Origin of the sequence: Herbaspirillum sp. VT-16-41 (assembly GCF_001994935.1) — a bacterium.
Lineage (GTDB): Bacteria > Pseudomonadota > Gammaproteobacteria > Burkholderiales > Burkholderiaceae_D > Herbaspirillum > Herbaspirillum frisingense.
In genome coordinates this window covers 62140-76661 of record NZ_MUXB01000101.1, presented here as the reverse complement: position 1 = coordinate 76661, position 14522 = coordinate 62140, and the positions used below count along the sequence as shown (strand labels likewise).

The window sequence follows — 14522 nt, the reverse complement described above, 5'->3', positions numbered from 1 at the left end:
TTGCCCATCGGACTGACAAAGCACTGACAGCGTATCCAGCAGGCTTTGGCAATCTCTTGCTGCCGCCCGATGGACATGCGCGTCAATGCGACCAACAAGGAATGAATGCGCAGCCAATGAGCAGCAGGCCGCAGGAAAGAGAAACAAATTGTTTCTGCCGCGCCGCAGGAAGATCTGACAGAACGCTGACCGGCTCGCGTTTGATCAGACGTCCAGCCAGGCGAAGCCTTCTGCCTGGCAGGCGATGCCGATGCCACCGAAGGTCGGCCCGAGGACGCTTTCGATCGCCGCGCGCGCCAGTTCCGGCGTGTTGTTCTGCTGACTGAGATGCGCGCCGATGACGCGCTTGAGCCGGCTCTTGTCGAGCAGGCGCAGGATGTCGGCACTGGCGTCATTGGCCAGGTGGCCGTAATCGCCGCCGATGCGGCGCTTGAGGAAGGCGGGATAGGGCGAGCGATCCAGCATCTCGCGGTCGTGATTGCATTCCAGCAGCAGCGAATCGCAAGCGCCCAGCGCCTGCACCAGGTGCGCGGTCGGCTGACCGGCATCGGTCAATACGCCCAGGCGCCGGTCACCGTCGCCGGCCACATACTGGATGGGCTCCCGGGCATCATGCGGAACGGTGTAGGGGGACAATTCAAGATCGCCGATGGCGATCTTCTGACCATCGGCACAGAAGCGCACATCGACATCGGCAGCCTGCTCGGCCACCGCCTGCCAGGTGCCATAACTGAGCCAGACCGGAATGCGATAGCGTCGCGCGAACTTGAACACGCCACTGACGTGATCCGAGTGCTCGTGCGTGACGACGATGGCGGCGACGTCGGAGGGGTCCAGCCCCAGGCGCAGAATGCGCTTTTCGGCTTCGCGCAAAGTAAAGCCGCAGTCCAGCATGACCGTGGTCCCCGAGGAGGGACGCTGGTCGCCGGCTGCGGCCGAGATCAGCAGCGCATTGCCTTCGCTGCCGCTACCGAGGCTCGCGAACTTCATCTGAGCCCCGGGTCCTGATTACTTCAGTTGCTCGTTGAGCAGGCCCAGGATCTTGTCGGAAATACCCGAGGTATCCGGACCACCCTCGCCGTTCTGGACGGTGATATTGCTGCTGTCGGAACCGGCGCCCTTGACCACGATGCGGTACTTGGCGGCCTTCTTGTCCTTGTCCTTGGAGCTGAAGATGCGCGAGAAGAAACCGTCATCCTTCTTGTCCTTGGCGTCCTGGTTCTGGTCGACGTAACGGACAAAATAGATGCCCTGGCTGCGATCGCGGTCTTCCACGGTGAAGCCGACGCGATCCAGCGCCAGGCCGACGCGGCGCCATGCGCGGTCGAAGCCTTCATCGACTTGCACGCTGGTGCCCGCCACACCCTTCTGCAGACGCGAACGTGCCTGCAGCGACGGAGCATTGGCCACGGCGGCCTTGGCCTTGGTCTCTTCAGCACCCAGGCGCACCATCAGGCGCGACAGGAATTCGGCTTCCAGGCCCGGATCGGAGGGACGTGCGGTCCACACCGAGGTTTCCTTGGCCGAACCGGTCAGCACTTCCTCGGCGCCACGATGGCTGATGAAGATCTCGGTGGTGCCGTTCGGGCCACGTTCCAGACGGGTGCGGAACTTGTCACGCTCGCCGGTGGAATACAGCGAATCGAACACCTTGCCCAGCGTGTTGCGGATGAAGTCCTGGGGAATCTTGGCGCGGTTCTCGGCCCAGTCGGTTTCCATGACGCCGGTATCGGGCGATTCGACGTTGATCAGGAAACCGTTGTCCTGCCAGAAGTCCTTGATCTGCGACCACAGTTGTTCCGGGCTCTGCTTGACCACCAGCCAGCGCTGCGAACCGTCGCGTTCGATGCGGATTTCGTCGCCCTTGGCAGTCGGTGCCACGGAGGTGACTTCGGTGGTCGGCTTGTTCTGCTGCTCCAGCTGGTAGCCGGATGCGGTCGCCACGCCCTTGTTGGCCTCGGGGATGGCATAACGGTTGTCGCGCTGCAGCTGGGTCAGGTCGGGCGGCACTTCCAGACGCGGGCCACGGGCCTTTTCCGCGCTCTTGTAATCGATACGGTCCCCTTCGAGCATGTTGCCGATGGAGGAACATCCTGCCAGTCCGGCCAGCGCCAGTGCGATGACGATACTGCGTTGGGTAATTGTGTACGCGGAGCGGGATACCGGACGAACGTTCTTGCTATTAGTCATATCGTTACTATTGAAAGCGGAATCGGATTTCAGGAGACCTGCGCCAAAGCGGCCAAGCCGATTATTTTAATACACCGGACTCGCGCAGGGCCGCGCGCACGGTGTCGTGGTAAGCCGCTCCCAGCGGCGCCAGCGGCAGACGCATGCCGGAGGGAATGAGGCCCATTTCCTGCATGGCCCACTTCAGCGGCACCGGGTTGGGTTCGACGAAGAGCTTGTTGTGCAGGGGCAGCAGCTTGTTGTTCAGTTCCACGGCACGGGCGATGTTGCCGCTCATGGCGGCCACGCACAGTTCATGCATGTCGCGCGGGGCGACGTTGGCGGTGACCGAGATATTGCCGGCGCCGCCGTACAGCATCAGCGCGATGGCGGTGGCGTCGTCGCCCGAGTAGACCGCGAAGCTCTTGGGCGCCAGGCGGATCAGGTCGGTGCCGCGGGCGATGTTGCCGGTGGCATCCTTCACGCCGACGATGCCCTTGACCTGCGCCAGGCGCAGGATGGTCTCGTTGCTCATGTCGGCGACAGTACGGCCGGGCACGTTGTACAGGATCACCGGCAGATCCACCGCTTCGGCGATGGTCTTGAAGTGCAGGTACATGCCTTCCTGGGTCGGACGGTTGTAGTACGGCACCACCTGCAGCGAGGCATCGGCACCGACCTTCTTGGCGAAGGCGGTCAGTTCGATCGCTTCGGCGGTGGAATTGCCACCGGTGCCGGCGATGATGGGGATGCGCTTGGCCGTGTGCTCGACCGCGACCTTGATCAGTTCGCAGTGCTCTTCCATCGAGACGGTGGGCGATTCGCCGGTGGTACCGACGATGACGATGCTGTCAGTTCCCTCGGCGATATGCCAGTCGATCAGCTTGCGCAGGCCATCGTAATCGAGGCTGCCGTCCGGATGCATGGGAGTGACGATTGCAACAATGCTACCCTTGATCATGGTGTGCGTGCTTTAGGTAATGGTCAAAATAAAGGCCTGATTGTAGCGGATAGACGCCTCAACAGGTCAATTTTGCCGGTGCTTCAGATGAAGGCCGGCGTAAAAATACGGGAAGAACGCAGGTTTTCGCCCTCACCGGTCGGACTTGCCGGAGCTCAATAGCCCAGCCCCATCGCCTCGCGTACGTCACGCATGGTGTCCTGGGCCAGCTTGCGGGCCTTTTCGCAGCCATCGGCAACGATGGCGCGCACCAGCGAGGGGTCGTCCAGATAAGGCTGCGCGCGCTCCAGCATCGGTTGCTGCTCCTGCAGGATGGCATCGATCACCGGTTGCTTGCATTCCAGGCAACCAATGCCGGCCGATCGGCAACCCTTGGCCGCCCAATCCTTCACTTCCGCCGGGGAATAGACCTGGTGGAATTGCCATACCGGGCATTTCTCCGGATCGCCCGGGTCGCTGCGGCGCACCCGCTGCGGGTCGGTCGGCATGGTCTTGACCTTCTTGGTGACCGACTCCTTGTCTTCACGCAGAGCGATGGCATTGCCATAGCTCTTGGACATCTTGGCGCCATCCAGACCCGGCAGGCGCGAGGCCTCGGTCAGCATGGCCTGCGGCTCGGTCAGGATCAGTTTGCGGCTGCCTTCGAGATAGCCGAACAGACGTTCACGATCGATCATCGACAGGTTCTGGGCATCGTCCAGCATGGCCTTGGCCTGCTCCAGCGCCTCGTCGTCGCCCTTTTCCTGGAATTGCGTACGCAGCTCCAGATACAGCCTGGCGCGCTTGCTGCCCAGTTTGCGGGTCGCGGCCAGGGCCTTTTCCTCGAATCCCTTTTCCTTGCCGTACAGATGGTTAAAGCGGCGCGCGATCTCGCGCATGATCTCGATGTGCGGCACCTGGTCCTCGCCCACCGGCACCTGGCTGGCGCGGTAGATCAGCACATCGGCCGCCTGCAGCAGCGGATAGCCGAGGAAACCATAGGTCGCCAGGTCGCGATCGGCCAGCTTCTCCTGCTGGTCCTTGTAGGTGGGCACGCGCTCCAGCCAGCCCAGCGGGGTGGCCATGGACAGCAGCAGGTGCAGCTCCGCATGTTCCGGCACGCGCGACTGGATGAACAGCGTCGCCTGGGCCGGATCGACACCGGCCGCCAGCCAGTCGATGACCATCTCCCAGGTGCTGGTCTCGATCACCGAGGGATCGTCGTAATGGGTGGTCAGTGCATGCCAGTCGGCCACGAAGAACAGGCAGGGCAATTCGGATTGCAGCTTGACCCAGTTCTTCAGGGCGCCATGATAGTGGCCCAGGTGCAGCGCGCCGGTGGGGCGCATGCCGGAGACGACGCGATCAGGATACATGGCAGTAGGCTAGGTGGTAAGGAGGGAAAATCATGCGGATCATCACGTTGGCCGCTTCAGTCAGTTGAACAGCAAGGTGATCGGATAGGTAATCAACTGCAGCACCAGACCGGCGCCGTACATCACCGGTGCCATCCACCAGGTATAGATCACCTTGAGCAGCACCAGCGCCATGACGATGAAGAAGCCATAGGGCTCGATCTGGGCGAATTTATAGGCGTACTTGTTGGGCAACAGGCTGGTGAGGATGCGACCGCCATCCAGCGGCGGGATCGGGAACAGGTTGAAGGCGAACATCACCAGGTTGGTCAATACACCGGCCTTGGCCATGAGGGTGAAGAACTCTTCTTGCACGCCCCCCAGCGCCAGGGCGTAGATGGCAATCATCCACAGCAGTGCCATGAGGAAATTGGCAGCCGGACCGGCCAGCGAGACCCAGGCCATGTCGCGCTTGGGCTTGCGCAGGTGGCCGAAGTTGATCGGCACCGGCTTGGCATAGCCGAACAGGAAGGCACCGCTGGTGGCGAAGTACAGCAGGATGGGAATGAGGATGGTGCCGAAGGGATCGATGTGCTTGAGCGGGTTCAGGCTCATGCGCCCCATGGAATAGGCGGTATTGTCGCCGAAGAACTTGGCGGCATAGGCATGCGCCGCCTCGTGCAGGGTGATGGCGAAGAGCACGGGCAGCGCGTAGACCGCGACAGTCTGGATGAGATCGTTCATGGGCGGGGATTTTATCAGAGGGGCAACATGGCGCTTGGGAATTCAAGCCCGGCGGGCTGTTGAAGCAAGAAATCGCCGGCTCAGGCGGCTTGCAGACCGAAGATGCCGGCATCTCCCCTGCCCTGGCGCACCAGCACCGGCTGTTCATCGTCGGTGAGGTCGATGACGGTGGTCGGCTCCAGACTGCAGGCGCCGCTGTCGATGACCAGGTCGATCTGCTTTTCCAGATGGCTGCGGATATCGTCGGCGCTGGTCAGCGGCAGGTCTTCGTCCGGCAGGATCAGGGTGGTGCCCAGCAGCGGCTGGCCCAGTTCTTCCAGCAGCATGTGGGCGATGCGGTTTTCCGGCACGCGCAGGCCGATGGTCTTGCGCGAGGGATGCGACAGGCGGCGCGGCACTTCCTTGGTAGCTTCCAGGATGAAGGTATAGGCACCCGGCGTGGCGGCCTTGAGCAGCCGGTACTGGCGGTTGTCGACCTTGGCGTACTGGGCGATCTCGGAGAGGTCGCGGCACAGCAGGGTCAGGTGGTGCTTGTCGTCCACGCCGCGGATGCGACGTACACGCTCCACCGCATCCTTGTTGTCGAGCTGGCAGACCAGTGCATAACAGGAGTCGGTCGGCAGGGCCACCAGGCCGCCCTTGTGGATGATCTGCGCGGCCTGCTTGATCAGCCGTAGCTGCGGGTTGTCGGGGTGAATCTCGAAAAACTGGCTCATGATGCGGTTTCCGTTTCCATTTCCAATACCAAATCGATTTCAATTCGTAAAAAGCACAACGGCGGTGTTGCCACCGCCGTTGTCGCCGCCCGCCGGGCTTAACGCTGGCCGCGCAGGGCGGCGATACGCTGTTCCAGCGGCGGGTGCGTCGAGAACAGTTCCATGAAGCCGGGCTTGTCGCTGATGCCCAGGGCCGCCATGTTCTGCGGCAGGCCTTCTGGCGAGAAACCGCCCAGCCGCGCCAGCGCATTGATCATCGGCTGCGGCGTACCCAACAGTCGGGCCGCGCCGGCGTCGGCACGGAACTCGCGGTGGCGCGAAAACCAGGCCACGATCATCGAAGCACCGATGCCAAAGACGATCTGGCAGACCAGCACCGTCACGGTATAGCCGATGCCGGGACCGGATTCGTCGTTATTGCGGCGCAGGGCCGAATCGACGAAGTAACCCACCACGCGCGACAGGAACACTACGAAGGTATTCACCACACCCTGGATCAGCGTCATGGTGACCATGTCGCCATTGGCGATGTGTGCCACCTCGTGGCCGAGCACGGCTTCCACCTCGTCCTGCGTCATGCCCTGCAGCAGCCCGGTGGACACCGCCACCAGGGCCGAGTCCTTGAACGCGCCGGTGGCGAAGGCATTGGGCTCACCGTCATAGACTGCCACTTCCGGCATGCCGATCCCGGCGCGCTGGGCCAGCTTGCCGACGGTCTGCAGCAGCCAGGCCTCGGTGCCGTTCATGGGCGTCTCGATCACCCTGGCGCCGGTGGACCACTTGGCCATGCTCTTGCTCATCAGCAAGGAAATGATGGAGCCCGTGAAGCCGACCACCAGCGAGAACACCAGCAGCATCGGCAGGTTCAGGCCGGACCGGGTCAGGAAGCGGTCCACGCCCAACAGCGACAAGATGACGCTCATCACGACCAGCACGGCGATATTGGTCGCAATAAACAACAAGATGCGTTTCATGGGGAAAACTCCTATCGGGAAAGTGGTTATTAGATAGGAGTCCGGCCCCGGAAATCAAGGGCAAGCTCGGCCATGGGAGCAGTTTTCGCCGGCCTGCAGCCCCGGCTTGCAGCTCCGACTTACAGTCCCCAGTCGTGCCACACCGGCTTGACGCCCGTCGGCAAGGCCGGCAGGCCGCCCAGGTCCACACGCGACTCGCCGGGGCCATGGAAGTCCGAGCCCATCGACGCCAGGAAGCCATAGCTGCGCGCCACCTGGGCGTATTCCTGATACTGCTCGGGGGTATGGCTGCCGGTATTGACCTCGATGGCGGCACCGCCGAACTGCTTGAATTCATCGAACAGCGCGCCGAACTGGGTCTGGCTGTACTTGTAGCGGCCCGGATGGGCGATCACTGCCACCCCGCCGGCCCCGCGTATCCAGCGCACCGCCTCTTCCAGCGTGGCCCAGCGGTGCGGCACGTAGCCCGGCTTGCCTTCGGTGAGGTAGTTGGCGAAGACTTCCTTGGTATCGCCACACTGGCCGCACTCGACCAGATAGCGGGCGAAGTGGGTGCGCGAGATCAGGTCGGGATTGCCCACGTGCTTGAGCGCGCCTTCATAGGCACCGCAGATGCCGTACTGGTCCAGCGCCTGGGCGATCTCGCGGGCGCGGCGCTCGCGGCCGTTGCGGGTGGCGGCCAGTCCCTCGACCAGCGCGCGGTTGGTCTCGTCGATGCGCAGGCCGACGATGTGCACAGTCTGCCCGGCCCAGGTGACTGAAATTTCCACCCCGCCCACATGTTGCAGGCCCAGGGCCTGCGCCGCCGCGCGGGCACGCGCCACGCCACCGACCTCGTCGTGATCGGTCAGCGCCCACACGCCCACGCCGTTGGCCTTGGCACGCGCGGCCACCTCCTCCGGCGGCAACAGGCCGTCGGAGACGTTGGAGTGGCAATGCAGGTCGAACTTGAGCTCAGACATAGGAATGCGCGATGACTCGGGCCGGTCGCTTGTGGCTGCCGCCGATCAGGGAATGCGGGGTGATTGGAATACCTTCATTCTACGCCCTTCCTCCCTGCCCCGCTCAGGCCGGCCGTGCCAGGAAGGTCTCGATCAGTTGCGCCAGCCGCTCGGGCTGGTCGTGGTGCAGCATGTGGCCGGCCTGGTCGATCATCTCGACCTGGATGCGCGGGATGCAGGCGATGCGACGGTCGATTTCCTCGCGCTTGAGCGAGGCCGGGCCGAAGAAGCGGCCGATGTCGCTGTCGGTCGCTTCGATCCATAGCACCGGCGCGGTGATGCGGCGCCAGCAGGCCATCATCTCGTCCACCCGATACAGGATGGGGCTGACCTGCTTGTGCGCCGGATCACCCAGGATCTGCCACAGTCCGCTGCCATCCTGCTGCGCCCAGTGTTGTGCCAGGAAAGCGGCACGCTCGTCGGACAGGCGCGCATTGTTCTTCTGCAGGCGCATGGCCACTTCTTCCAGCGTGTCATAGCCGCGCAGCAGTGGCGGGTTCTTGATCTCGTCCAGCCATTGCACAAACCTTCCCGGCGCCTGCTCGGGCTTGGCCGTGGGCAGGCCCAGGCCTTCCAGATTGATCAGGCGGGCGATGCGCTCCGGGCGCAGGCCGGCATAGAGCGTCACCACATTGCCGCCCATGCTGTGGCCCAGCAGGTTGATGGCTTCCCCCGGCGCATGGTGGTCGATGATGGCCTCCAGATCGGCCAGGTAGTCAGGGAACCAGTAGGAATCTGCCGGGCTGCGCTCGCTCAGGCCAAAGCCGCGCCAGTCGGGCGCGATCACGTGCCACTCGCGCTGCAGCGCGTCGACCATGAACTGGAACGAGGCCGACATATCCATCCAGCCGTGGAACATGAAGATCTTGGGCGCCTGCGGGTCGCCCCAGTGACGGATGTGATAGCGCAGGCCGCGTACGGTAAGGAATTCGGAACGTGAAGCGTGCTTGGCGATGGTCGGATGCATGTCGTTTTCTTTGTTATCGGTGCTGCAAGGCGGGACTACGAAAGATCAAGCAGCAAAGTATAGACAAAAGTGAACGATCGTGCGTGAAGGCCCTTGATCCGGCGGTTCAGGGCAGGAAGCGCCCCAGGTCGAAGGTAGAACGGTGGCCGATCTCGGCAAAGTTCTGCTCCAGCCACTCGGAGGCGCGCTCCCGCCCCTGCTGGAACAGGCTGCCGATGAAGCTGGCCTGGGTATTGAGCTTGGACAGGTTGGTCAATTGCTCCATCAGCTCGTTGGCATCGATCATGTGGATATTGAGCTGGCGCAGACGCCGCTCCAGCGCACCGAAGGCCAGGGTGGAATTCTCGGCTTCGCGCTTGGCCAGGGCCAGTCCGCTCAGTTCGGTGAAGAAGGCCGAGCTGAAGCTGATTTCCGAAAGACGCTGGCCGATGTCGTGGCTGCTGGTGGGCGTCCCGGCGCGGCGGCTCGGGTGCAGCAGCACCACCATCACATCGCGCGCGGCGCAGGCATGCAGCAAGGGGAAGATCGGGGGATTGGCAGTGAGACCCCCATCCCAGTAGGCCTCGCCATCGATCTCGATGGGCCGGTGCAGCGAGGGCAGGCAGGCCGAGGCCAGCAGCACCTCCACCGACAGGTCGACATTGCGGAAGATCTTCAGGATGCCGGTGCTGACCTGGGTGGCGGCGATGAAGAGCTTCAACTCGCGCTGCCGGCGCAGCCGCTCGAAGTCCACCTGCTCCAGCAGGATGTCGCGCAGCGGGTTGATGTCCAGCGGATTGAGTTGCGTGGGCGAGAAGAAGCGGGTCATCGCCAGCAAGGCCTGCATGCCCGGCATGGGCGTGGGATTGGCCACCACCGGCGCGCCCTCGGCATTGAGGTAGTCCAGCGGCGCACCGGTGGACAGCGCCGTCCAGAAGCTCTCCAGCGCCGCCCGCGCGCCATCGCGGCCATCCTGCACATAGCCCTGGGCCAGCACCGCCGCATTCATGGCTCCGGCGGAGGCACCACTGATGCCTTCCATGTCCAGCCGCCCGTCTTCCAGCAGGCGGTCCAGCACGCCCCAGGTAAAGGCGCCATGGGAGCCACCACCCTGCAGAGCCAGACTGACGATCTTGTTCGACATGATGTCCTTTTCCTCGGTCACATCCAGCGGGCTGTCATGCCCGGGTCACCACATAAGCTTATGCTGCACTGCACTATCATGGTATAACACGAATACCGCGCTGCCGAAAAGTGGCTGCCAGATGGAAACAAATCGGCAACCAAAAGCAACATGCCGGCACCCACAGGAAACAGCTCGGCCATTGTAACGAAGTAAAGACGTCACGACGGACACTGCAGAGGACACATGAAATCGATTTGCGTATATTGCGGCTCTTCCCCCGGTGCATCGCCCGCCTACGCCGAGGCGGCGCGCAAGCTGGCGCAGGAAATGGTGAAGAACAACATCGCCCTGGTCTATGGCGGCGGCAATGTCGGCCTGATGGGCATCATCGCCAGCGAAGTCATGAAACTCGGGGGCGAAGCCACCGGCGTCATCCCCAAGGCCTTGCTGGACAAGGAACTGGGCCACGACGGCCTGACCCGTCTGCACATCGTCAAGGACATGCACGAGCGCAAGGCCATGATGGCCGAGCTTTCCGACGGTTTCGTTGCCATGCCCGGTGGCATGGGGACGCTGGAAGAACTGTTCGAGGTGCTGACCTGGGCGCAGCTGGGCTTCCACTACAAGCCGATTTGCCTGTACAACGTGGAAGGCTTCTACAACAACCTGATCGCCTTCGTCGACCATCTGGTGTCGCAGCGTTTCGTCAGTTCCGACCAGTCCGGGCTGATGATGCATGAAGCCGATCCGGCCACGCTGATCGAGCGCTTCCAGAGCTTCAAGCCGACCTACAAGACCAAATGGGCCGATCGCGAAGCGGTGGCCAATCTGGTGCCTTAATCCAAGGCCGGTCGCGCTTGCGGCCCTGGAGCGGCTGCAGGTTTTGCAGGATTCATTTCCGTTTCTTCACATTCCTGCGGCAAGCAAAACGCCCGTCCCTCCTGCGAGGCGACGGGCGTTCTCATTTCTTCACTTTTGGCCCAAATCGGGGCCTAAGCAGGCTTTTAGGCTCTCAGGCCTCCAGTGCCTGACGGAAGTCGGCCACCAGATCCTCGGTATCTTCCAGGCCCACCGAGACGCGGATGAGCGACTCGGCAATGCCCATGCTGGCACGGCGCTCGGCGCCCATCTCGTAGAAGATGGTGTGGGCCACCGGGATCACCAGGGTGCGGGTGTCGCCCAGGTTGCTGGCGGCCACCGCCAGATGCATGCGGTTGAGATAGTCGAAGCAGTCGATGCCGTCCTTCAGTTCGAAGGACATCAGGCTGCCGAAGGAGCGGAACAATGCCTTGGACAAGGCATGCTGCGGATGGGACTCCAGCCCCGGGTAATACACGGCCGCCACGCGCTCATCGGCTTCCAGCATCTGCGCCACGGCCAGGGCGTTCTTGCATTCGCGCTCCTGGCGCAGGGCCATGGTCTCGGCGCCGACGGCGATGTGATGCGCCGCTTCCGGCCCCAGCGTGGCGCCGAAGTCGCGCAGTGCCTTGGCACGGATCTGCGCCATGCCCCATTGCGGCGCCGGGTTCTTCTTGTAGTTGTCGGCGATGTGCGGATAGCGGGTCCAGTCGTATTCGCCGGTATCGGTCAATGCTCCCCCCAGCGCATTGCCGTGACCACCGATGGACTTGGTCAGCGAATTGACCACCAGGCCGGCGCCGACCGTCTTGGGACGGAACAGGTAGGGCGAGGTCATGGTGTTGTCCACCACGTAGAGGATGCCGCGCTCGCGGCACAGCTCGCCGATGCGCTTCAGGTCCGCCACCTGGGTGCGCGGATTGGCGATGGTCTCGACGAACACCAGGCGGGTATTGGGCGTGATGGCCGCTTCCACATTCTTCACATCGGTGGCGTCCACCATGGATACCATGGCGCCCTGCGCGCCGACTGTCATCCACAGGCTATTGGTATTGCCGAACAGGAAAGCCGAGGACACCACATGGTCGCCCTCGCGCAGCAGACCCTGGACGATGGCGCCAATGGCGGCCATGCCGGTGGCGAAGCAGATGGTGGACTTGCCGTCTTCCATCTTGGTGATCTTCTCTTCCAGCGCCGACACCGTCGGGTTGCCCTGGCGACCGTAGCGATAGCCCGGCTGCTTGCCCTGGAAGACTTCGGCCAGCTGGCGCGCATCTTCATAGCCGAAGGTCACGGAAGTGTGGATGGGCTTGTGCAGCGAGCCATGCTCGATACCCTTCTGGCGGTCGCTGTGGAGGATGGTGGTGGTGAAGCCGTAGGTCTTTTTATCGTTCATCGCGGAAGTCGGAAATGCAGGGTGAGCAGGGTGGGCAGGATGGCCGGCAGCGGCAAGCACGGGCCAAAGGCAAAATGATAAGCCAGTTTCCCACCGGCTGCGCATGAAAGAAAAACGCCGGCGCCGCAGAAGCGGCCACCGGCGTGCTGTTCCAGCCTCTGGTCAGGCGCGGATCAATCCACGCGGGCCAGGTTCAGGTTCAGCTGCGAACGTACTGCATCTTCCAGTGCCGGCTTGGGATTCTTGCGGGCATATTCGATGCGGTCCAGGTATTCCTGGGTGATGTCGCCGGTGATGTAGTGACCGTCGAAGCAGGATGCCTCGAAGTTGCGCAGGGCCGGGTTGGAATCGGCAATGGCGCGCTTCATGGCTTCCACGTCCTGGTAGACCAGGGCATCGGCGGTGATCTCGCGGCACACTTCCTCTTCGCTGCGGCCGAAGGCGATCAGCTCATCGCGGGTCGGCATGTCGATACCGTAGACGTTGGGGAACTTCACCGGCGGCGCGGCCGAAGCGAAGATCACGTTCTTGGCGCCGGACTCGCGCGCCATCTGCACGATCTCGCGGCTGGTGGTGCCACGCACGATGGAGTCATCCACCAGCAGCACGTTCTTGCCCTTGAATTCGCTGCCGATGGCATTGAGCTTCTGGCGCACCGACTTCTTGCGCAGGGCCTGGCCCGGCATGATGAAGGTACGGCCGATGTAGCGGTTCTTGATGAAGCCTTCGCGGTACTCGATACCCAGCTTCAGTGCCAGTTCCATGGCGGCCGGACGCGAGGAATCGGGGATCGGCATGACCACGTCGATCTCGCCGTGCTTGAACTGCTTGCGGATCTTCTCGGCCAGGAACTCGCCCATCTTCAGGCGGGCGCCGTAGACCGAGGCGCCGTCGATGATGGAGTCCGGACGGGCCAGGTAGACGTATTCGAAGGCACAGGGGTTCAGCGACGGGTTCTCGGCACATTGCTGGTTGTACAGCTTGCCGTCGTTGTCGATGAAGATCGCTTCACCCGGGTTGACGTCGCGCAGGAAGCGGAAGCCCATGCCTTCCAGGGCCACCGATTCGCTGGCCATCATGTATTCGATGCCCTTGTCGCTTTCGTTGAAGCCCAGGCACATCGGACGGATGCCGTATGGATCGCGGAAGCCCAGGAGGCCATAACCAGCGATCTGCGCCACCACGGCGTAGGAGCCGCGCACACGCTTGTGGACCATGGCCACGGCCTTGAAGAGCGCCGCCGGGTCCAGCGAGTAGCCGGTGGTGGCCTGCTGGATTTCGTGGGCCAGCACGTTCAGGAGCACTTCGGTATCGGAATCGGTGTTGATGTGGCGGCGATCGTTCTTGAACATCTCGATCTTCAACTGTTCCGCGTTGGTCAGGTTGCCGTTGTGCGCCAGGATGATGCCGAAGGGGGCATTGACGTAGAACGGTTGCGCCTCTTCTTCCGAGGAAGAGCTGCCAGCGGTCGGGTAACGCACCTGGCCGATGCCGGTGTTGCCGGGCAGCGAGCGCATGTTGCGGGTACGGAACACGTCGCGCACCAGGCCATTGGCCTTGTGCATCGAGAAACCGTTGCTGTGGTTGGTTGCGATGCCCGCTGCATCCTGGCCGCGGTGCTGCAACAGCAGCAGCGCGTCATACAGCATCTGGTTGACGGGGCTATGAGAGACGATACCGACGATGCCACACATGGTGGACTCCTAACGAAGAACGAAAACGAAAATGAACCACGACTGCAACCGACGACCAATGCACCCTGCCACGGGATCTGCCCGCGGCAGCGGCATCAGACAGGGGGTGAAAAATTCACATGCTCGGCCAGTTTTCCCGGCAGGTAGGGCAGTACGGCCTGGGCAGCCTGTTCAACCCAGGGGCTGAACCTGGCCTCTTTCCAGAACGGCTGTTGCGGAATCGAGGTCGTGCCGCACAGCAATGCCACCGCCACCACCAGCAGGACGCCACGCGCCACGCCGAAAATACTGCCCAATGTCCTGTCCAGCATGGTCAGGCCCGTGGCCTTGACCAGCTCACTCAATGTCTTGGCCACCAGCGCCATCAACAGGCGCGTCCCGATGAACAAGGCCACGAAGGCGACGATGAGTCGCGTCAATTCGCCCGGCACCACGTCCGGCAGCATCGTCGAAAGCGCCTCGCCATACATGTTGGCCACCACCAGCGCCACGATCCAGCCAGCCAGCGACAACACCTCGCGCACCAGTCCGCGCAGGGTGCCGATGATCACGGAACACGCCAGGATCAGCAGCACCAGGTAGTCAAATATCGTCACGATGACA

Annotated in this window: 14 protein-coding genes; 1 reads left to right on the top strand and 13 read right to left on the bottom strand. The window is 62.9% G+C overall.

Going from position 1 to position 14522, the window contains the following annotated elements; translation table 11 throughout:
• Window positions 1–204 precede the first annotated feature (204 nt).
• The 10 genes from BTM36_RS11295 to BTM36_RS11250 form a co-directional block, all read right to left on the bottom strand.
• Window positions 205–990 (bottom strand): MBL fold metallo-hydrolase, encoded by a 786-nt coding sequence (locus BTM36_RS11295; RefSeq protein ID WP_006462698.1) that lies wholly within the window; start codon window positions 988–990, stop codon window positions 205–207.
• Window positions 991–1008: 18 nt separating this feature from the next.
• The gene (gene bamC / locus BTM36_RS11290; RefSeq protein WP_168189778.1) at window positions 1009–2190 is read right to left on the bottom strand and encodes an outer membrane protein assembly factor BamC; all 1182 of its coding nucleotides are present in this window, start codon (window positions 2188–2190) and stop codon (window positions 1009–1011) included.
• A gap of 61 nt (window positions 2191–2251) precedes the next feature.
• Complete coding sequence (dapA, locus tag BTM36_RS11285; RefSeq protein WP_006462700.1) at window positions 2252–3130, bottom strand: 4-hydroxy-tetrahydrodipicolinate synthase; 879 nt, start codon at window positions 3128–3130, stop codon at window positions 2252–2254.
• Window positions 3131–3285: 155 nt separating this feature from the next.
• A complete protein-coding gene (locus BTM36_RS11280; protein WP_077236346.1) occupies window positions 3286–4485 on the bottom strand; it encodes a tryptophan--tRNA ligase in 1200 nt (399 codons plus the stop codon).
• A gap of 60 nt (window positions 4486–4545) precedes the next feature.
• Window positions 4546–5208: a site-2 protease family protein gene (locus BTM36_RS11275; protein WP_077236345.1), complete on the bottom strand. Its 663-nt coding sequence runs from the start codon at window positions 5206–5208 to the stop codon at window positions 4546–4548.
• An 80-nt stretch (window positions 5209–5288) separates the two neighbouring features.
• On the bottom strand, window positions 5289–5924 hold the full coding sequence (locus BTM36_RS11270) for an L-threonylcarbamoyladenylate synthase (RefSeq protein ID WP_077236344.1): 636 nt from the start codon (window positions 5922–5924) through the stop codon (window positions 5289–5291).
• Between the two features lie 98 nt (window positions 5925–6022).
• Complete coding sequence (gene htpX, locus BTM36_RS11265) at window positions 6023–6898, bottom strand: protease HtpX (RefSeq protein ID WP_006462704.1); 876 nt, start codon at window positions 6896–6898, stop codon at window positions 6023–6025.
• A 119-nt stretch (window positions 6899–7017) separates the two neighbouring features.
• Window positions 7018–7860: a 3',5'-nucleoside bisphosphate phosphatase gene (locus BTM36_RS11260; protein ID WP_077236343.1), complete on the bottom strand. Its 843-nt coding sequence runs from the start codon at window positions 7858–7860 to the stop codon at window positions 7018–7020.
• Between the two features lie 103 nt (window positions 7861–7963).
• Window positions 7964–8866 carry an alpha/beta fold hydrolase gene (locus tag BTM36_RS11255; protein WP_077236342.1) on the bottom strand — a complete coding sequence of 301 codons (903 nt, stop codon included), beginning with the start codon at window positions 8864–8866 and terminating at the stop codon, window positions 7964–7966.
• A gap of 106 nt (window positions 8867–8972) precedes the next feature.
• Window positions 8973–9989: a patatin-like phospholipase family protein gene (locus tag BTM36_RS11250; RefSeq protein ID WP_077236341.1), complete on the bottom strand. Its 1017-nt coding sequence runs from the start codon at window positions 9987–9989 to the stop codon at window positions 8973–8975.
• A gap of 225 nt (window positions 9990–10214) precedes the next feature.
• On the opposite strand from BTM36_RS11250, the gene BTM36_RS11245 reads away from it, so the two are divergent.
• Entirely contained in the window at window positions 10215–10811 is a 597-nt protein-coding gene (locus BTM36_RS11245) for a TIGR00730 family Rossman fold protein (protein WP_077236340.1), read from the top strand.
• Between the two features lie 172 nt (window positions 10812–10983).
• On the opposite strand, the gene BTM36_RS11240 is transcribed toward BTM36_RS11245, so the two are convergent.
• The 3 genes from BTM36_RS11240 to BTM36_RS11230 form a co-directional block, all read right to left on the bottom strand.
• Window positions 10984–12225, bottom strand: a complete 1242-nt coding sequence (locus BTM36_RS11240) for a cystathionine gamma-synthase family protein (RefSeq protein ID WP_077236339.1) — start codon at window positions 12223–12225, stop codon at window positions 10984–10986.
• 173 nt (window positions 12226–12398) lie between these two features.
• Complete coding sequence (purF, locus tag BTM36_RS11235; RefSeq protein ID WP_006462710.1) at window positions 12399–13919, bottom strand: amidophosphoribosyltransferase; 1521 nt, start codon at window positions 13917–13919, stop codon at window positions 12399–12401.
• A gap of 95 nt (window positions 13920–14014) precedes the next feature.
• A complete protein-coding gene (locus tag BTM36_RS11230) occupies window positions 14015–14515 on the bottom strand; it encodes a CvpA family protein (protein ID WP_077236338.1) in 501 nt (166 codons plus the stop codon).
• Between the last annotated feature and the right edge of the window lie 7 nt (window positions 14516–14522).